At 55.5% G+C, this 17,877-nt stretch carries 19 protein-coding genes, 1 tRNA gene and 1 pseudogene; 8 read left to right on the forward strand and 13 right to left on the reverse strand.

Annotated elements, in window-relative coordinates; translation table 11 throughout:
* Window positions 1–95: 95 nt before the first annotated feature.
* From KJY78_RS05225 to proC, 5 genes are all read right to left on the reverse strand, one after another.
* On the reverse strand, window positions 96–419 hold the full coding sequence (locus KJY78_RS05225) for a glutaredoxin family protein (RefSeq protein ID WP_214337551.1): 324 nt from the start codon (window positions 417–419) through the stop codon (window positions 96–98).
* 51 nt (window positions 420–470) lie between these two features.
* Window positions 471–569, reverse strand: a complete 99-nt coding sequence (locus KJY78_RS05230; RefSeq protein WP_005504750.1) for a 30S ribosomal protein bS22 — start codon at window positions 567–569, stop codon at window positions 471–473.
* Window positions 570–693: 124 nt separating this feature from the next.
* Window positions 694–1,641, reverse strand: coding sequence for a nucleoside hydrolase (locus KJY78_RS05235; RefSeq protein ID WP_214337552.1), 948 nt, complete (start codon window positions 1,639–1,641; stop codon window positions 694–696).
* 7 nt (window positions 1,642–1,648) lie between these two features.
* A complete protein-coding gene (locus KJY78_RS05240; protein ID WP_250544202.1) occupies window positions 1,649–2,176 on the reverse strand; it encodes an ArsR/SmtB family transcription factor in 528 nt (175 codons plus the stop codon).
* 752 nt (window positions 2,177–2,928) lie between these two features.
* Window positions 2,929–3,819 (reverse strand): pyrroline-5-carboxylate reductase, encoded by an 891-nt coding sequence (gene proC, locus KJY78_RS05245; RefSeq protein WP_214337553.1) that lies wholly within the window; start codon window positions 3,817–3,819, stop codon window positions 2,929–2,931.
* 64 nt (window positions 3,820–3,883) lie between these two features.
* Between proC and KJY78_RS05250 the strand changes: the two genes are divergently transcribed.
* Window positions 3,884–4,195 (forward strand): hypothetical protein, encoded by a 312-nt coding sequence (locus tag KJY78_RS05250; protein WP_214337554.1) that lies wholly within the window; start codon window positions 3,884–3,886, stop codon window positions 4,193–4,195.
* Between the two features lie 122 nt (window positions 4,196–4,317).
* Here KJY78_RS05250 and KJY78_RS05255 read toward each other — a convergent pair whose 3' ends face one another.
* Window positions 4,318–4,803, reverse strand: coding sequence for a nucleoside deaminase (locus tag KJY78_RS05255; protein WP_348771204.1), 486 nt, complete (start codon window positions 4,801–4,803; stop codon window positions 4,318–4,320).
* 195 nt (window positions 4,804–4,998) lie between these two features.
* Here KJY78_RS05255 and upp point away from each other — a divergent pair, with 195 nt between their 5' ends.
* Both upp and KJY78_RS05265 read left to right on the forward strand, forming a co-directional pair.
* A complete protein-coding gene (gene upp / locus KJY78_RS05260; protein WP_214337555.1) occupies window positions 4,999–5,634 on the forward strand; it encodes a uracil phosphoribosyltransferase in 636 nt (211 codons plus the stop codon).
* Window positions 5,635–5,653: 19 nt separating this feature from the next.
* Window positions 5,654–5,992, forward strand: coding sequence for a PGPGW domain-containing protein (locus tag KJY78_RS05265; protein WP_214337556.1), 339 nt, complete (start codon window positions 5,654–5,656; stop codon window positions 5,990–5,992).
* A 129-nt stretch (window positions 5,993–6,121) separates the two neighbouring features.
* On the opposite strand, the gene KJY78_RS06820 is transcribed toward KJY78_RS05265, so the two are convergent.
* From KJY78_RS06820 to mvk, 7 genes are all read right to left on the reverse strand, one after another.
* A complete protein-coding gene (locus KJY78_RS06820; protein WP_214337557.1) occupies window positions 6,122–6,820 on the reverse strand; it encodes a winged helix-turn-helix domain-containing protein in 699 nt (232 codons plus the stop codon).
* Window positions 6,821–7,155: 335 nt separating this feature from the next.
* Window positions 7,156–8,352 carry a hydroxymethylglutaryl-CoA synthase gene (locus KJY78_RS05275; protein ID WP_348771205.1) on the reverse strand — a complete coding sequence of 399 codons (1,197 nt, stop codon included), beginning with the start codon at window positions 8,350–8,352 and terminating at the stop codon, window positions 7,156–7,158.
* A gap of 1 nt (window position 8,353) precedes the next feature.
* Window positions 8,354–9,403 (reverse strand): hydroxymethylglutaryl-CoA reductase, encoded by a 1,050-nt coding sequence (locus KJY78_RS05280; protein ID WP_214337558.1) that lies wholly within the window; start codon window positions 9,401–9,403, stop codon window positions 8,354–8,356.
* Entirely contained in the window at window positions 9,400–10,509 is a 1,110-nt protein-coding gene (gene fni / locus KJY78_RS05285; RefSeq protein WP_214337559.1) for a type 2 isopentenyl-diphosphate Delta-isomerase, read from the reverse strand. The genes KJY78_RS05280 and fni overlap by 4 nt, the downstream gene beginning before the upstream one ends.
* Complete coding sequence (locus KJY78_RS05290; RefSeq protein ID WP_214337560.1) at window positions 10,499–11,584, reverse strand: phosphomevalonate kinase; 1,086 nt, start codon at window positions 11,582–11,584, stop codon at window positions 10,499–10,501. Before KJY78_RS05290 ends, fni begins: the two co-directional genes overlap by 11 nt.
* The gene (gene mvaD, locus KJY78_RS05295) at window positions 11,577–12,599 is read right to left on the reverse strand and encodes a diphosphomevalonate decarboxylase (protein WP_250544203.1); all 1,023 of its coding nucleotides are present in this window, start codon (window positions 12,597–12,599) and stop codon (window positions 11,577–11,579) included. The genes KJY78_RS05290 and mvaD overlap by 8 nt, the downstream gene beginning before the upstream one ends.
* 12 nt (window positions 12,600–12,611) lie before the next feature.
* The gene (gene mvk, locus KJY78_RS05300; protein WP_214337561.1) at window positions 12,612–13,580 is read right to left on the reverse strand and encodes a mevalonate kinase; all 969 of its coding nucleotides are present in this window, start codon (window positions 13,578–13,580) and stop codon (window positions 12,612–12,614) included.
* 236 nt (window positions 13,581–13,816) lie between these two features.
* On the opposite strand from mvk, the gene KJY78_RS05305 reads away from it, so the two are divergent.
* The 5 genes and pseudogenes from KJY78_RS05305 to KJY78_RS05325 all read left to right on the forward strand — a co-directional run.
* Window positions 13,817–15,058, forward strand: coding sequence for an LCP family protein (locus KJY78_RS05305; protein WP_214337562.1), 1,242 nt, complete (start codon window positions 13,817–13,819; stop codon window positions 15,056–15,058).
* Between the two features lie 107 nt (window positions 15,059–15,165).
* Window positions 15,166–15,257, forward strand: a tRNA-Ser gene (locus KJY78_RS05310).
* Window positions 15,258–15,515: 258 nt separating this feature from the next.
* Complete coding sequence (locus KJY78_RS05315; protein ID WP_214337563.1) at window positions 15,516–17,072, forward strand: sodium-dependent transporter; 1,557 nt, start codon at window positions 15,516–15,518, stop codon at window positions 17,070–17,072.
* Complete coding sequence (locus KJY78_RS05320) at window positions 17,072–17,227, forward strand: methionine/alanine import family NSS transporter small subunit (RefSeq protein ID WP_214337564.1); 156 nt, start codon at window positions 17,072–17,074, stop codon at window positions 17,225–17,227. Before KJY78_RS05315 ends, KJY78_RS05320 begins: the two co-directional genes overlap by 1 nt.
* A 313-nt stretch (window positions 17,228–17,540) precedes the next feature.
* Window positions 17,541–17,877: pseudogene (locus tag KJY78_RS05325) on the forward strand (sodium-dependent transporter); the annotation flags it as partial.

The raw sequence follows: 17,877 nt of genomic DNA on the forward strand, positions 1-17,877 counted from the left end.
TTCTTTGTCAAACCGCACCGCATTCATTGCCGCCAATAAAACAGTGGGTGTCAGCACAGCTGACACCCACTTAATTTTATAGTCACGCTTTAGAGTTATTTCTTGCCGCGCCGCCACCAGGCACGGCGATTTGCTTTAGCTCTCATCTTGCTCCGCTCGTGCAAAATGGCGTACGCTAGTTTGTCTTCATGCACTTGGAAAGAAGCGTAGGGCATATCGTTGATCAAAACCACCGGGATTTCGTCGCCGTATTTTTCCGCCAACTCATCGTTTTCAAAAATATTAATCTCGTCATAGTCAATATCTATTTCTCGTTCAGCGGCGGCATCTAGCACCCTCTGGATAACCTGTTGAGCTTCAACGCAGAGATAACACTCGGGCTTGCTAACAAGCGTTAATCTAACAGCTGGGGTATACATTTGTGATAAAGCTAAGGAACAGCGCTCTAGCGCCCCACATCAAACAAGATGCTACTTTTTATTACGACGCTGGTGACGAGTTTTGCGAAGCAGTTTACGGTGCTTCTTTTTCGACATTCGCTTACGGCGTTTTTTGATTACTGAACCCATAGTGTTTCACCTCTAGTAAGTATAAATACACAAGACAGCACCCTGCGTGCATCTTGACCATATCCAACAAGTTTACTAATAAAAAAATATGAACGTCTCACAATCTACTGAAAAGAGTAGAATACTAGCCGTGCACCCTTTCGGCAAGAACGCCGAGCCGCTCATTGAGCAAACTTCTAAACCGCTCAACATCCGCGGCAATTGCGACCTGCGCGTTAGGATCCGCTGATTTTCGATCCACCAAGGTCATCCCGCGAGTGTGCTCGCCGGTCACCTCAACCAGCACCCTGGCGGGCACAAATTCGAGTATCTCACTATCCACCAGCGCGGACATCGTGAGCGCGTCGTGTTGCGCAGTTTCGCCCGCAATATCTGGGGTGTCCTGATAGGCGGGCAGCATTTTGCGCAGCCCCTCGGCGATAATTCCCCCGGCGGCAGTAACTCTCGGCAGGTGGCGCAGACCGAGAGTTGTTGTCTCTGTCACGTTAAGCCCCACCATCCGCACCGGCACTCCCGAGTTGAACACCAGCGCAGCCGCCTCAGGGTCGGTATAAATGTTGAACTCTGCGGCGGGGGTGATATTGCCCAGGCGCGTGCCGTAGCCACCACCCATTATGACTAATTCTTTGATCAGCTCACGCGCGGCAGCATCGGCTACCAGCAGCTGCGCCACATTTGTGAGCGGACCAAGCGCCACTATCGTTGCCAGCTCTCCCGATTCTGCAACCTCGCGCAGCACCTGCGACATTAGCGGCAGCGCGATCAGTTCGCTACGCCCGGTGATATCCGGGATCTCCGGATGCCAGTTGCCAAGACCGCCCGCGCCATGCACTTCGGCGGCGGTGACCGCAAGGTTTCTGTTGAGCGTGCGCCAGGCTCCGGCGGCAACCGGACACTGCAGCCCCAATAGGTCGCGCAGCCCGAGCGCGTTGGAAGTTGTAATGTCAATTCCCACGTTGCCAGCAACGGTGGTGATTACGCGCACATCAAGCTCGCAGCTGGCGGCGGCCAGCATAATTGCTACAGCATCGTCAATGCCCGGATCGGTGTCGATAATAACAGGTTTTGCCATCGCACCGCTATCCGCGCAGTTTAATTCTTGCCACCAGTTCTTTTACCGGCACTGTTGCTTTTGCCGCGACCCTGCCAACGGACTCTGCCGCGTGCAGAGTTTTGTCGCCAACTACCGAGTCTTTTGCTGCGGCGTGCAGCTCTCCGCATTTATTGCACACCTGGTAAACATCCCTGTTTTTATAGCTGTCTTCGGTTATGTACTCAACCGATATTTCAGTGTCGATGCCGTTTGCTAAAAATCGCAAAAGAAAATCTTCCGCCTCGTTAAAAGGCTCAATGTTGAGCTTATAAAACCGAAACGCACCCTCCTCGCGCACCCGCACAACATCAGCATCGCGCATTATTTTAAGATGTTTTGACACCGTAGGCTGATTTACACTTAGCTCTTCAACAAGATCAGAAACGCTTTTTTCAACTGACGCGACGGCTCCCGAACCTAACAGCGCCGTTAAAATATCTCGGCGCGTCGCATCAGCTAGTACATAAAAAATGTCAGACATATTCTCAAGAATACCCGCCCAATCTGAAACCATGCAGACTAGGCAAGTATTTTAACCGGCTACTGAGCTATCTCAGTGTGCCGCCACAGCTAATTCCGGTTTCAATAGTTGCGATAAGCGGATCACTCACCCTCTCCGCCCCGGTTATAGCAGCGGTCTTTTTAATCATGTAGCTTATCTTTTGACCTATTGGGAACACCCGGTAACAAATTCCGGACTCAATCTTATTTACCTTACATATGACAGATTCAGTGGGCAGCTCAACTCCTCCGGAGAGCAGTTTAAGCACCCTGTCAGATTAGCGCCGAACGCTGTTTCAGCCTGGTGTTGTGGCTTAATAGAAACATCCAAAGAACACTCTCCCTCAGTTGCGTTTGCACAGAGCTGCGTGCATGCTCCCGCTGTATCGTTATAGTATCTTTGCTTTTCCAAAATAACTATCCCGTATTTTTAACGGTAAAATACTCTCGTTATTTTCGGTCTCTCTAAACTGTATTCTGCGGCAAACGTAAAAATGTTGTAACAATAATCGTAATCGCCGCGATAACACCCGGCACTACCAGCAGCGTGCTTTTCCTCTCCTGCATAATTACCCCCTCAGTAGTCTTATCTCGGTGACTTGGAGAAACTATCTATTTCACAGTGCACCAGATATTTTCTTAGGTTGCGCACCGTGAGGGTTTCGCTCGTTTCAGTGCGAAATATGTTTTATGCAATATCAGTGACCTCCTTTAACAACTGCAGAACTACGCACTTAACACCGGTTAGCAAATCTTAATAAACTCCTAATTGGTTTTCTTGGCAAGCTCGGCAGCGCGGTTTTTTACCGCACGCACAACACCGTCAAAAATCGCCTCCGGACTGGCGGCGTTAAAAACCTCAAGCGCTTTTTCTGTTGTGCCACCCGGGCTTGTTACCTCACGGCGTAATTCCGCAGGAGACTTGTCGCTGCTGTGCAGCAGCGCGGCAGCGCCGGTCACGGTACCCTCCCCCAGCACGCGAGCCTGATCCGCTGTAAATCCGGCACGCTCAGCCGCCGCAGTGAGCTGCTCAGCAAACCAAAACAGATACGCGGGACCAGACCCGGAAATCGCACTCAGCGCGTCAATCTCTCGTTCGGGCACGACCAGCACCTCGCCCACGCACTCAAACAGCGCCACGCCAAGCGCGGTTGCCCGCTCACTGGCAGCAGCCGCAGCTAGCCCCGTAACACCACGCCCAATCAGCGCAGGAGTATTTGGCATCGCGCGCAGAATCTGCACGTCATCGCGGCTTCCCAGCGCCTCCCGCATAAGCTCGGTTGTGATTCCTGCGGCAACGCTCACAACCGTTGCGCCGAGCGCCAGATCTTGCGCAATCTCGCGCAGCAAATCAGTGATAGCCCATGGCTTAACCCCGAGCACCACCAGCTGCGCGCCCGTAACCGCACGCTTGTTCGCATCCGCGCACTGCTCAACGCTCAGCACCTCGGTGCGGGGCAGGTCACTGTGCCGCTGCGCACTGCGCGCAGAATTGGTTGTTGCGGTGACTTTGAAGCGCGCATTCGCCGTGTTTCTAAGCAGGCCTTCCAAAATAGCGGATGCCATAGAGCCCACGCCCAAAAAACTAATATGCTCAATATCGTGCAGGAGTGTGCTAGTTTTTTTGTTACTGTTGCTTGTGTGCTGTGAGTTCATAACAGTTATTCTAAGGCATATGTGCAACTATAAATAGGTGTCACCTAAATATTCAGGAGCGGACATGAAAAACACAACCAACACCAAAAAAATTGTGCACGCCGCAGAGCAGGCACTGTTAGAGAACTCGGACATTGCGCAGGTAATTCGCGTTAGTGCCGCCGTAACCCCGAGCGCGGAGCTGCTCATCGGCGCGAAAATCTCACTGCCGGCGGATATGAAAATGTGGCAGGTTTCGCGCGTAATCGCCTGCGCGGAGCGCGCTGTGGCGGTCGCATGCCCAACAGCGGCGCAGGTTTTCATCAGTCCCGATGTTTACCTGAACCTGCACGATGCGCCAACAACATCGGCGATTGTAACCCTCAGCTACGACTAGGTCGCGTGACTGAAGTGCGCGCTTAGGTCGCGCAGTTAGATTTGCGCGCCGCTAGATTGAGTGCGGATAAGAAAGCTCGCCGGTAGCGATGCGCGCCGCTAAAACGCGCTAGTTGCAGCTGATCAGCGCTTGTGCGCAAAAAAATCTTGCAGCAGACGCGCTGATTCGCACTCTAAAACGCCCGCAATAACCTCGGGAACGGGATGCGGCAGCCTGCCGTCGCGCAACAGATCATAGACGCTTCCGGCCGCGCCGGCTTTTTCATCCCACGCTCCAAAAACCACGGTGTCGACGCGCGACGCAAGAATAGCACCCGCACACATAACGCAGGGCTCAAGCGTAACAACCAGCGTGCAGCTGCTTAAGATACGCTCACCCAATTGCTGAGCTGCCGCGTTTAGCGCGATGATTTCTGCGTGTCCTGTTATTTCGGGCAACTGCGCACGGGCGTTGTGCGCCAGGCTGATAATCTCGCCGCTGCTGTCTAACACGGCGGCGGCGACCGGCACTTCACCAGCCTGCCCGGCACACTTCGCGAACTGCAGCGCGCGCCGCATTGCCCGCATATGCGCGGGCTTGACCGGAATTAAAGGAGATTTTAAGGACACCCCTACATTGTATATTCTTGCGCAAAATTGCGCGCCCCTCGTCGCTTACCGCACCCGCCCAAACCTATCACGCGCCTACCACCAACCAACAGCCGCCCACGCCCGACATCCACTACCGACCGCACCCGCGCGCCCAGAACCTGCCGCGATTAAAGTTCTAGGCAGATTTTATCCGCTAGGCAGTAGAATTAAATTATGGAAATTTTTGTTGCCAAACACCCACTAATAACTCACAAGCTCTCCGTGCTGCGTGATAAAAATACTTCACAGCCAATTTTTAAGCAGCTAATAGAAGAGATAATGACGCTGTTAGCGTACGAGGCAACCCGCGAGGTGCGTGTGAGCGAAATCACAGTAGACACGCCCGTGGCGACAACAACCGGCGTAACCCTCAAAACACCCCTGCCACTGGTAGTGCCGATTTTACGCGCCGGTCTCGGCATGCTCGAGGGCATGATGCGCCTTGTGCCAACCGCAGAGGTTGGGTTTTTGGGCATGGTGCGCAGCGAAGAAACCCACCAGCCAACAACCTACGCAGAACGCCTGCCGCAAAACCTCACCGGCAGGCAGTGTTTTGTACTGGATCCGATGCTCGCAACCGGTGGATCTCTTGCCACCGCAATTGAGTTTCTGTTCAAGCGCGGGGCGGATGATGTCACCGCAATATGCGTGCTGGGTACTCCCGAGGGGGTCAAACAGATTCAAAAAACCGTCGGCGATAAAAAAGTTAAGCTTATTTTAGGGGCGCTCGACGAGGGTCTTAATGAGCAGGCCTTTATTGTACCCGGGCTTGGTGACGCGGGCGATCGACTCTACGGCACAGCAGTGTAAGACGCAGGCAGGTTGCATAATGATCCCGCACACAAACAGTAACCCTGATAAAGAGATTCAACTGACCGAAACAAAAGCGGCATATTTTGTGCAACAGAGTTACGTGAGAAAAAAACTGGCGAAGTTCCCTCGGCTGTTATTTTTACATAAAATATTTGTGTTTTGCGTCGGTAGCATCGTTATTTTTGCGGGTGTTTTAATGCTCGCACTGCCCGGTCCGGGGTGGCTCACTATTCTGCTCGGTCTCGCGATTATGGGCACAGAGTTTACCTGGGCACAAAAAACGCAAGCCTGGCTAAAAACAAAACTCCTTACGGCTCTCACAAAGTTCCGCAACCGCAAAAAGGGCACTGACTAGTCACGCACTTATTAACAAGCGGATCAATTCACGCAGCACAGGCTAGCTGTCGCGGTTAGATACGCTGCCCTGTGCACTAACGCAGCCACCCAGCGCCGCCTTACCCACAGCTCACCCACGCCCACCGGCCTATATTGCACGCAGGTTTTTGGTCGCTGCCTGATTGCTAATAATTTTCACTCCGGGCACTGACTCAAAGCGGTATCCAGCGCCGCGCACGGTACAGATCAGCTCCTGATAGCTGCCGAGTTTTGCGCGCAGTCGCCTCACGTGCACGTCTATTGCGCGGGCGTTCGGAGCGGCAGCGGCGTCAAGATCCGCCCACACATTCTCGATAATATCCTCGCGGCTAACAGTAATCCCCTCGCGCACAACAAGATAACGCAAAAGGGCAAACTCGCGGAATGTGCAGCTCACAGATTCACCGTTTATGATTACGCGACGGCGGCGCAGATCCACCACCAGCCCGTGCTCAGCCTGCCCGCGAGAGCGCTGCTGGTATCTGGCACAGGCTGTAGGCTCTCCCAGCGCAAGCCGCGTCACATCGACGTTGTCACCCGTTGCGCCCTGCGGCGCAAGCGCCACCGCGGTATAGCTCTGCGCACCGGGCGCAAGCTCTGCGAGCTGTGTTTTTAGCTGCGCCACGAGTTCGGCGAGTTTTGTGCCGCCCGCCGCAAGCTGCTCGTCAGTGATGCCGACATACAGCGCAAATCCGCGCACCTCTTTGGGGAATGCAACCGCCTGCAGGTGCGGTTTTGTGCGCTCGGGCGTGGCTATTTCGGAGCTTATTTGTGCGGGTGCTGGGGTTAGTAGTGCAAGATTAGACACGGGTATAAAACTTTCAGGGCACAGGTCACAGGTTTAGTGACCCGGTAATTAGCATCCGCTATATGGGAGCGGATAACACGCGCAATTTTAGAGCAGCCGCGCGATAGGGCTACAGAATATGCCCGTAATCAGGGGTTAAAACCCTCAGAGCAAGATGAGAATTAAGCCAAAAAATTTATTAGGCGCACATTTTGGAACGCATCACACTACGGCGGCACATCATCATGCCCTTAACTCCTGCAGTCACCTCGCGGATCAACTGAGCAGTGCCAAAATTGTGATTCATAGTAAATATTAAAGCGCAAAAAACGCTAAAGCGCAAATCAAGTCGGCGCTTAGTGCCCCTCGTGCACATTCCAGGTGCCGGTTACAATCGGTAGCGTGCTATCGGCATACACTCGCGCACCGTCACGCAACCCAACAAATCTGTATGGTGCGCGCGTTTTTCGCGAGTTTGAGTAATTCACAGCGCTGCCCCGCTCGTGAGCAACGTGCAGGTCTCGATACTCTTCAAAACTAAGCTCTGTGCGCCCCGCAATTTCTTGCGCCGCAATATTAGGGTGCAAAAACCGCTCGTAACCGGGCTGCACAACACCCGTAAAAAACTCTCCCTCGGCACCGGATCCGTAGCTGTAGCAACCGATACGCTTACCAGATAGTTCTCGCTTAAAATGCAACAGCGACAGCAAGCCGATGTAGAGCGAAGCCGTGTAACAGTTGCCCAGGTAGGGGGTATAATTCAGGCTTGGCTCAACCCGTGACTCCTCAACGTTTTTGCCCGTGTGCTCAACCAGCCTGCGATGCCCCTTAATCGCCATTTTCGTAAACGGCTGATGGTGCACAAAAAAATCAATCTCCGCAAGCTCAAATCCGCCGCGCGCACGGTAATCTTCCCAAGCCCCCGTGAACGCACCCAAATAGGCATCCATCGAGCGCTCGCCATCAACGAGCGGGGTTGACAGATCGTTCGGCCGCCAAAAATCATCGATGTGAGCCGACCAGATACCAGAAACCGGCTCGATTTCGAGCAGCGCCGGATCCGCCCCAATAATCATCGCAACAGCGCCCGCACCCTGCGTTGGCTCGCCAGCGGACGCGACCGCATACCGCGCGATATCGCTTGCCACAACAAGCACCCGCTCGCTCGGGTTGCGGCTCACCAGCCCCAGCGCCAGCTGCAGCGCTGCCGTGCCCGCATAACACGCCTGTTTAGTCTCAATAACTCGCACCGCGGTGCTCAACCCGAGCAGTGAGTGCACAAACATACCCGCCGATTTTGACTGGTCAACCCCGCTTTCGGTGGCGAAAATCAGGGTGCGGATCCCCTCCTGCCCGGCACGCTCCAGCACCCGCGCAGCGGCGGTTGCGCCGAGTGTCACAGCGTCTTCATCAAGCGCGGGAATAGAAAAAGCCTCCTGACGCAGTCCGAAGCGATACTTGTTTGGGTCAACTCCTGTTGCTTTTGCGAGCGTGTCCAGCCTCACAACGTAATTAGCGCTGGCTAGCTCCATGTCTACAATGCCGAGCTTCACTTTACACCCCGTGCTTGCGCTCAATTGCGACGTGCGTTGCCATTAGTTCTCCGGGATTGGTTTGCGCGGCGAGCAGGCTCAGCTCCCCGCAGAGCACCGTGGCGGCGGTAATTGCCGCTAGACGCCGCGCATTTTCACCGGGGTCACGCGCCTCGGCGCAGCCCATCCGCCGCAAATTCTCGGTGATCCTGCAAAGGTTTTTGCCGTTGCCAACCGTGCCCATAATCAGGTTGGACAGGGTGCATGAAAAATACAGTCCTCCGAGGCGTTCTTGCGCGTAAGTGATGCCCTGCGAGCCCTCCACGATGTTGGCCGCGTCTTGCCCCGTTGCCAGATACACTCCCAGCAGCATATTTGCGTAGTGCGCGTTAGCCGCGCGCACAGAACCCGCAAGAATTGAGCCGACCAGGTTTTTTTGGGTTGAAAGCTCGGTAATTTTTGCTGCGCTCGAGCGCAGGCGACGCGTTACAATCTCGTGCGGCAGGAAAATCTCGGCGATTGCCGCTTTGCCCCGACCTAAAATGCTGTTCACCGCAGCAGGTTTTTTATCGGCACAAACATTACCCGAAATTGAGCCGTAACTGAGCCCTAAATCCCAGCTTAAAATCTCGTTCATAAGTTTTTCCGCCGCGGCGGTGACCATATTATGCCCCGACGCATCTCCCGTTGTGAACGCAAACCGCACAAACAGCAGATTACCCACAATCTCAGTGCTAATCTCGGTGAGCTGTGCAAATCGGCTCTGTTGCACCACAAGCTCTGCCAGGTTTGCGAAGCACTGCTCGATCCGCTCTGCCGCAGCAACAGCAACAACCGCAGAATCTGCGGTGAAAATAACCGAGCGAGTCATTTTTTCGCCGGTGATTGTGACGGTTATACCACTGGCAACCTCGCGTGAGATGCTAGCGCCACGCCCCACAGAAGGCCATAGCGGAGTCTCGTAGGTGGCAAGCGGCACATAAACTTCCTCCTGCAGCACATTACCGCTAATACGCAGCGGACCTATCCACTGTGTTGGAATGGGGGTAATTAGTGTTTCTCGCTCGCTCATAGTTCGATCCCTTCTGCGGCAGTGCTCAACTCAACGTGAGCGCTGTTGCTGCGGCGCGTAAAACTCGTCAGGTCGATTCCGCGCAGCTGACAGTACTCCCGCACGCTCCCGCGAATGAGCAGATCGGTGCGGGCTAGTTCAGCCACGCTGGCCGCGCCCAAAAGCGCGCTGATCTCGTGCAATCGCGACACCCACCAGTCTACTCTCTCTATTAGCAACTGCGGATCATCGGCAGCCGCGACCGTAAGAAACGCCCCGGCAACGCCCACGCCGCGCGCGCCGAGCGCCAAAAGTTTAATCGCGTCGAGCGGGCTTTTCACCCCACCCGAAGCCAGCAGGGTGTGGAACTCTGGCGCGTCAAGCAGACTGCAGACGGCTGATTGCCCGAACTCGGCAAGATCCGCGTACCCGTCGGCGCGCCGCGATGCCTCTATTTGCGCGAAATTTGTGCCGCCTTTGCCGCTCACATCCGCTATTTGCACCCCGATATTGCGCAGCGTGCGCAGCGTGCGGCGGCTCAGCCCGCACCCAACCTCTTTCACAATAACCGGCACCTGCACGCGGTTCACAATCTCCTCGAGCCGCGGCAGCCACGTTTCAAAATCGCACTCGCCCTCTGGCATCACGGTCTCTTGCACAGCGTTCAGATGTATTTGCAGCGCGTTTGCGTGCAGCATTTCAACCGCGCGCTTGGCGTCGTCCAGGCTGCGCCCGGCTCCGATGTTTGCGCACACAAAACCGTGCGGGTTTAACTCGCGCAAAACGGTGAATGTGCGCCTGGTTTCTGGCAGGTCGAGCGCCATACCGAGCGAGCCGGAGGCCACCGCGATCCCGGTTGCAGCGGCAGCCTCAGCAATCACTTTGTTAATTTTAGCGGCCTGCTCAATACCACCCGTCATTGCGTTAATATACAGCGGATGCTGCCACACGCTGCCGGCAACCTCGGTGGTTAAATCAACACTCTCGCGGTTAATTGCGCCCAGCGCATGGTAAATGAACTCCACATCATTATAATCGCGTGCGCTGAGCGGATCGCGCTGCTGTTCGAGCGCAACTCTAATATGGTCAGCTTTACGCGCCGCAGCGCCGTTTGGTTCAGTGCTCAAAATCTTCCCCGCACCCTTCAGAAACCGCAAGTTTAAGCGGTGTTATACCAGCTTCTACCCATAATTCTAAAACTTTTTGCGCTATTTCGTGCGTTGACGCAAACGCGATCCCACAGTCGCCACCACCAGCACCACTGGTTTTTGCCGCGCAACCCTGCTGCACCGCTATTTCGCCGAGTTTTTTTAGCTGCGCGGTCTCAATTTCGGCGCCGCGCTTGCTTGCCAGCTCGCGCAACAACTCACCTGCTCGCGCAATTGCGCCAGATATTCGCGCGTAATCGCCATCAGCAAGCCCCTCAATCAGCATTTCAACGTTACTGTCGCTGGCGCTAGCGAACTCACAAAACTCGGTGTCCGCAAAGCTCTGATCCGCCGCAACCGTCGCCACCATGTGCTCGGTTGCCGCGGGTTTCGCCGTCCACCCAACCAGCAAACTACCGCTCTTAGGAGCAGGCAGTTGGCGCACGCTCATACTCCGCCAACCCACACTCTCAAGCGCCGCCAGCACGCCGCCGGCGGTGTAAGCGGCGCTAATAACGGCTCTGTCTGGCGATGTGTAGCGAATCCATCCGCCGTACAGACTCGCCGCAATATCGCCGCCCGAGCCGCGCACTGAAATATCCGCCGTTGCAATAATCGCGAGCTGCAACACCGTGCCACGATCACACCCCAGTCCGTAAAAATCAGTGAGTGCCTGCACGGTCGCAGCAACCACCGCGCCCGACGAGCCAAGCCCTATTTTATAGCCTGTGCCATTATCAAGGTTGGAAACCAGCCGCAGCTCATAGCCACGCTGCGCCACGCCCCGCGCCGCCCGCAGCCGCTCAACAACCATAATTGCGGCGGCGGCGTAATCACGCTCGCGCAAAGCGACCCGCGCAGACAGGCTGGCATCAAAGCAGACCGACTGCGGTTTGCTGCCGTAGAAATCAGAGCGCACTGTAACATCCTGCGCGTCACTCACGGTCGCGGTCACTCCCCTGTTAACCGCAACTATCACAGCCCTGCCGCCGGGCTTCACAACCGCGTACTCCCCGGCAATATACAGTTTGCCGCAGGCGTAGGCGCTATGCATGACACTCCGGCACGGTCAGGTGGTTATCGCTTAAATACGCGCCGCGCCCCGGTGCTGCGGTGTGCACAGCGCCAAACTCGGCGAGCTTTGCGCTCACAACGACCGTGTCGCGCGGGCGGGTAATAACCACCACGTTGGGTCCCGCATCCGCCGTCGCATAGCACTCAATTCCGCTCTCGCGCAGCTGTTTGATCACGTCAAAAATCGCGAACGACACCGGCTCAAGATAGCGGATCGCCGGCTCAGCTGACATAATCAACGCGTGCAGCTGCAGCGCGTGCGCCTCGGCAATCTCACCAAGCGCCGTGAAATCATCGGCCTCACACGCGGTGATCATGCGCGACAGCACCCGCTCGGTGTGCCCGGCCCACGCGCCCCAGAAAGGCGAGGTGTCGCGCGTTAACAGCATTGCCTCGCGGCTAGAAACCGCCTTTTCTGCGCTGTTTACCTGGCACACAACCATCCGCATTTCGGGTGCGGACAGCTGCGTTGCATACGAACTGGTGTCATCCGCACCCGTATGCCACACCGCAAACCTGTCAATAACCGACCGGCAGGCCGATCCCGATCCGCGTCGCGCTAGCGCGCTCAGCTGCTCCCGCGACAGTTGCAAACCGTACGCGGCAGCTCCGGCCACTGCAAGCGCCGCGAATCCAGCGGCGGATGAGGCCAGCCCCGCGCCCGTGGGTGCCCGATTATTAGAAACCACGGTTGCACACTCGCAACTGCCCGCGCGCTCGCGAATCAGCTCCAAAAAAACGCTCACTCGCTGCGCAGCTTTGCCATCTACTCGCTTACCGTTTAGATAGAATGCATCAGCCGCGCCACCGAGCCGCACGGTTGTTGTTGTGGCGGCAGAGTCGAGCGTCATCGACATACTGCCAGCAACGGGCAAAATCAACCGCTCATCGCGCTTGCCCCAGTATTTCACCAGCGCAATATTTGGGTGCGCGATCGCCGTTGCAGACGCGCCCCCGCCAGCGGTCGATGTTGTTTGCGATCCGTTCATACGCATTCAATTCTACTGTTACTGCGCTGTCTGCTGTAGCGTTGAAACCCAGGTGCAAACCGCTCCGGCGCTACGCAGTGCGAGCTCGATCCGCCGCGCATCTGCGGGATCTCGCGCCAGCGAAATAGTGCACCCTCCAAGACCGCCTCCGGTCATTTTTGCCCCCAGCGCGCCCGCTGCGATCGCATCGCGCACCAGTTTATTAAGCTCGTGCGAACTCACCCCGAGCTCGTTGAGCGTTGCGTGCGCCTCGGTCATAATACCGCCCAGCAGCTCGTGATCTCCAGCACCAAGCGCAGCTTCTGCGCTCTCGGTTAGCGCGGCCAGGCGCTCAATCAAAACGGTTATTAGCTGCGGGCGATTCTCCCGCAGCGCGCGCACCCCGCCAACGGCAATCGAGGTTTTGCCGGGCGTGCCGGTGTCCGCAATAACCAGCGTCACCTCTTTTTTGTTGCGTAACAGCTTAGGCACGCCACCGCGAAACAGCAGCGGACCGGTTGCCACAACCGCGTGCGCGTCAAGCCCCGAGGAGGTGCCGTGTGCGATGTGTTCTGCGTACTGCACAAGATTAAACCGGTCGAGCTCGGTCAGCTCCACACCGGCCAAGCTAGCCGTCGCCCGCACAACCGCGGTCGCAACCGCAGCGCTCGAACCGAGCCCGCGCTCCACAGGAATCGGGCTGTCAATCGTTAAAGATATTGCCGCCGGGTCAAGATCGAACCGTTTCGCGCTCTCGCGCATTGCGGTAAGCGGCGGGCTCATGCGCGCAGGCGCGTTGCTTAGCGGACCAGAATAAACCTCGCTTAAGAGCACCGGTGCTGCGCTGTGCTGCACAGTTGCTCGCACTTGCAGATCGGGCAGCGGAAAAGCTATTGCCGGAGCCCCGTAAACAACAGAGTGCTCACCTATTAGAATGCTTTTACCGTGCGCCAAACCCACACCAATGGCGGTGTTTTGTAGCTCGTTTAAGTTTGCTGAAGAATGCATAATAACCATGCGGCACGGCTTCTAAAGATAATCCGTACAACTTAAACAGTCTACTCAGCTAGTCTGAATAAAACTGTGCGCGGCATTTGTTTAGGGCGTTATTGTGCGCAGTTAGAGTACGCCACAAACCCAGTTTGTGGCGCTAAAATAGCTTAAGCGGCTATTATTTACTAAACAGCGCTAACGCGCGCAGCATTATTTATCCCACCCCACACGTTGCAGACAGGACAATTTGTATGGCAGGCCTAAAACCCCTCAACCATAAAACGGCAGTGAGGCATGGCAAGCTCCGGCGTTCAGCGTCCATCCGCAACTTTTTCAAATCCCTGCTGGCTGTGGCACTGGCTCTCTGTCTGAGCGTCATTGCAGTTGTTGCCTACGCCGCAGTAGATTTGAGCAACAAAATTGACACCGTTGAGCTCACATCCGCTCCCCCCGCAGCGCAGAAAGAAATTCTGAAATCGCTTGACGGCGCAATTAGCGTGCTGCTGGTGGGTTCCGACTCTCGCGTTGGGCAACAGAGCATTAACGACGGCGAAGAGGGCAGCCTTAACGATGTCACAATGCTGCTGCGCATTTCCAAAGATCACAAAAGCGCCACTGCTGTGAGCTTTCCTCGCGATTTGCTAGTGCCTTTCCCAAGCTGCCCCGGCCCTAACGGCGAAGCAGACTACTATTCGGCGCGTTCTGCAGCGCAGCTCAACTCGGCGCTATCACAGGGCGGATTAGTATGCGTCGCGCGCACAATTGAAAAGCTCACAGGAGCTGAGATTCCATACGCGGGACTGATCACTTTTGACGGCGTTATTAATATGTCAAACGCTGTTGGCGGCGTGGATGTGTGCCTGACCCAGCCCATTAAAGACCCCAAAACGGATCTCGACCTGCCCGCCGGCAATGTGCACCTGGTAGGTTTGGAAGCGCTGCAGTTTTTGCGCACGCGGTACGGGGTTGGTGACGGCGGAGACGTGAGTCGAATCAGCAATCAACAGGTTTTTCTGTCCGCTTTGATCCGCAAAATCAAGAGCGCAGAGACTCTCTCAAACCCCGGCAAAGTTTACTCCCTCGCAAAAGCTGCGGTTGAAAATATGACCCTCTCTAGCAATATGGCGAGCATTGCCTTTATGAAATCTATGGCCGCCACCGTAAACCAGCTCGACCTTGAGAAGGTAAATTTTGTGCAGTATCCGAGCTACTCGAGCACGCGCAGCCCGGGCAGGCTTGAACCTGACACCGCAAACGGGCGCATTTTGATGGAGCGCATTCTGAGCGATCAGCCGTTCACTATTGGCGACACGGGAGCTGCTGCGGTGAAGGTCACAGAGCCTGAAGTGACAGCTCAGGAGAATGCAGAGTCAGCAGCGGATGCGCCTCCCGGCGAATCGCCCGCACCGGAATCTGCGATGCCGCAGCCGGATAACATTAAAGGGCAGAACGCGGCGACTGTGACCTGCTCAGCCGGGCGCACTGACCGCTAGCACGCCGCCTGCAAATAAGCGCGCGGCGCGTGCGCCGCGCCAGTAGTCTGCGAGAAGTGGCAAGATACATCCCTGTACGCTACAATGATGAGTGTGTTTTTACACACGGAGACGTGCCGGAGCGGCCGAACGGACTTCACTGCTAATGAAGGGTCGGGGTTGAACTCGACCGGGGGTTCAAATCCCCCCGTCTCCGCCAATTGGCTCTGCAGTAACCCGCCTTAGGTCGCACAGAGCCTTTTCTGTTGCCCCTTACAACAGTTATAAAATCGTTATCAAAACACAGCAGGCAGCTTTTTGCCCCGTATATACAGCGCACAACAGCTGCTCGACACCGCATCCGCAAAAAATTTTCACCACTCGGCGAAGATTTTGCTTTATACTTGTATTAAGCTCTATCAAAAAGATAGCTTTTAATTAGCGCTATAATCCTAGTGCTCTTATATCAAGGAGGAATATGTCTAAAGCTACCACCACCAGCCCGACAGGTCAGCGGGTCAGCTGGACCGGGCAATACGGTTTTCTTATGGCGGCCATTGGAGCCGCTGTAGGTCTCGGCAACATCTGGCGCTTCCCCGGCATTGCCTACAATAACGGCGGCGGAGCGTTCCTGCTCCCCTACCTTGTCTCACTGCTCTGCATTGGGCTTCCGATTCTATTACTCGAGTACGCGCTGGGGCACAAGTATCGCGGATCAGCTCCCCTAGCATTCCGCCGCTTCACAAAAAAAGCCGAGTTCCTCGGCTGGTGGCAAGTTGCTATTTCAGCAGTCACTTCAATCTACTACGCACTGGTGATTGCCTGGGCTATCAGCTATATGTACTACTCGATCAACCTTGCGTGGGAGGATGACGCGCTCGGGTTCTTCCTCAACTCCTACCTGCAGGTCGATACCTCTTCGGTGGCTTCTTTCACTCCCGTGATCCCCGTGCTGATTCCGCTCCTGCTCGTGTGGGTGGTTTCGTCGTTCGTGATCAGCCGCGGCGTTACCAAAGGCGTGGAGCTTGCCAACAAGATCTTCATGCCACTGTTGGTTGTGCTGTTCCTGATCATCGTGGTGCGCGCGCTGTTTCTGCCCGACGCAATCAGCGGCATTAACGCGTTTTTCACCCCCGACTGGGAAGCGATTAGCGACGGTAAAGTTTGGCTATCCGCTTTCAGCCAGATTTTCTTCTCGCTGTCAATCGCGTGCGCAATTATGACCACCTACGCTTCGTATATGCCACGCCGTTTCAACATCACCGGCACCGGTCTTGTTGCCGGCTTTGCAAACTCCGCTTTTGAAATTCTCGCGGGCATTGGCGTGTTTGCCGTGCTGGGCTTTATGAGCGCACAACAGGGCGCCGCCATCGACGAGTTAGCGGGAGTTACCGGAGCGAACCTATCGTTTATCACCTTCCCGACTATCATCTCGCTGATGCCGGGCGGTCCGATCTTCGGCGTGCTGTTCTTCGCCTCTCTCGCCCTCGCGGGAATAACCTCACAGGTTTCAAACGTACAGGCAGCAACGGGTGCGTTTGAAGACAAGTTCGGATGGAGCGCAAAGCGCAGCTCACTGATTCTCGGCTCTATTATGGCCGTTGTTTCAGTCGCTTTCTTTGCGACAACAACTGGCATTACAACGCTCGATATTATCGACGCCTACATTAACGATATCGGTCTTGTCGGCGGCGCTATCGCGATGGCCGTTCTGGCGGTCTTCGTACGCCCTCGCCTGCGCGGACTGCGGATGCACCTTAACGCAACATCATCGATCCAGCTGCCCCGCATTTGGGAGTACTTCGTCGGTATTATTGCGCCGCTCGCAATCGGTGTGATGCTAGTGGTAGCTACCGCCGACTACATAGCCAATGGCTACAGCGACCATGCCGCAGATGATCCGCGAATCATTTTCTTCGGCTGGGGATGCCTGATTGTGACGGTGATTTTCGCAACCGTTATGTCCCTCCTCAAATGGAATCCGAAGGTGCAGCACGAGCCAGTTATTAATTTTGTTGATCGAAAGGTAAAGTAATGACAGCACCGGCTATAATAATGCTAGTAGTAACCCTCGTGATCGTGTGGGGAGGGCTCGCTGCCTCAGTAGTGGCTTTGCGCTTCCTGCCGATCCCGGAGGCTACTGAAGAAGATAGCACAAGCGCCGCTCACAAGTCGCACGTAACAGAGTAGCGCAAGGAAGCGGATCACCGCTCTAGCTACCACGGCTTAATCCCCGCTGTTGATCATAACGGCGGGGATTAAGTTTGTCACAGGGACGGCAGGAAAAATCACGCACCGGCGTTATTTTATCGCTCAGGGCGCTAGCGCAGAATATCCGCACACCAAACCCACGAGTCCGCGTCTACCCGATCCTTGAAACTGTAAAAAATTATCTAAAAGAAAACCTGCGATTTCACAAACAGCGCGGCAACGTAGTACAATTTATCAATCATCTCAGACTGTTATTTTGCGTTACCGTGTAGCGCTCTTACAGAGGAAAAATATGTCTAAGATTCTTAATAACGAACCGGACACACGCCGCGGGCGGTGGACTGGGCAATACGGTTTTCTTATGGCGGCCATTGGAGCCGCTGTAGGTCTCGGCAACATCTGGCGCTTCCCGGGCATTGCCTACAATAACGGCGGCGGAGCGTTCCTGCTCCCCTACCTTGTCTCACTGCTCTGCATTGGGCTTCCGATTCTATTACTCGAGTACGCGCTAGGGCACAAGTATCGCGGATCAGCTCCCCTAGCATTCCGCCGCTTCACGAAAAAAGCCGAGTTCCTCGGCTGGTGGCAAGTTGCCTTTTCAGCAATCGTTTCGATCTACTACACGGCGG

Origin of the sequence: Canibacter zhuwentaonis (assembly GCF_018531145.1) — a bacterium.
In the GTDB taxonomy this organism is placed as follows: Bacteria; Actinomycetota; Actinomycetes; order Actinomycetales; family Microbacteriaceae; genus Canibacter; species Canibacter zhuwentaonis.

Bases quoted from the DNA above. Each gene is read 5' to 3' on its own strand.
- KJY78_RS05225 (WP_214337551.1), bottom strand. From the start codon at position 419: ATGTATACCCCAGCTGTTAGATTAACGCTTGTTAGCAAGCCCGAGTGT.
- KJY78_RS05230 (WP_005504750.1), bottom strand. From the start codon at position 569: ATGGGTTCAGTAATCAAAAAACGCCGTAAGCGAATGTCGAAAAAGAAG.
- KJY78_RS05235 (WP_214337552.1), bottom strand. From the start codon at position 1,641: ATGGCAAAACCTGTTATTATCGACACCGATCCGGGCATTGACGATGCT.
- KJY78_RS05240 (WP_250544202.1), bottom strand. From the start codon at position 2,176: ATGGTTTCAGATTGGGCGGGTATTCTTGAGAATATGTCTGACATTTTT.
- proC (WP_214337553.1), bottom strand. From the start codon at position 3,819: ATGAACTCACAGCACACAAGCAACAGTAACAAAAAAACTAGCACACTC.
- KJY78_RS05250 (WP_214337554.1), top strand. From the start codon at position 3,884: ATGAAAAACACAACCAACACCAAAAAAATTGTGCACGCCGCAGAGCAG.
- upp (WP_214337555.1), top strand. From the start codon at position 4,999: ATGGAAATTTTTGTTGCCAAACACCCACTAATAACTCACAAGCTCTCC.
- KJY78_RS05265 (WP_214337556.1), top strand. From the start codon at position 5,654: ATGATCCCGCACACAAACAGTAACCCTGATAAAGAGATTCAACTGACC.
- KJY78_RS05280 (WP_214337558.1), bottom strand. From the start codon at position 9,403: ATGAGCGAGCGAGAAACACTAATTACCCCCATTCCAACACAGTGGATA.
- KJY78_RS05290 (WP_214337560.1), bottom strand. From the start codon at position 11,584: ATGCATAGCGCCTACGCCTGCGGCAAACTGTATATTGCCGGGGAGTAC.
- mvaD (WP_250544203.1), bottom strand. From the start codon at position 12,599: ATGCGTATGAACGGATCGCAAACAACATCGACCGCTGGCGGGGGCGCG.
- mvk (WP_214337561.1), bottom strand. From the start codon at position 13,580: ATGCATTCTTCAGCAAACTTAAACGAGCTACAAAACACCGCCATTGGT.
- KJY78_RS05305 (WP_214337562.1), top strand. From the start codon at position 13,817: ATGGCAGGCCTAAAACCCCTCAACCATAAAACGGCAGTGAGGCATGGC.
- KJY78_RS05315 (WP_214337563.1), top strand. From the start codon at position 15,516: ATGTCTAAAGCTACCACCACCAGCCCGACAGGTCAGCGGGTCAGCTGG.
- KJY78_RS05320 (WP_214337564.1), top strand. From the start codon at position 17,072: ATGACAGCACCGGCTATAATAATGCTAGTAGTAACCCTCGTGATCGTG.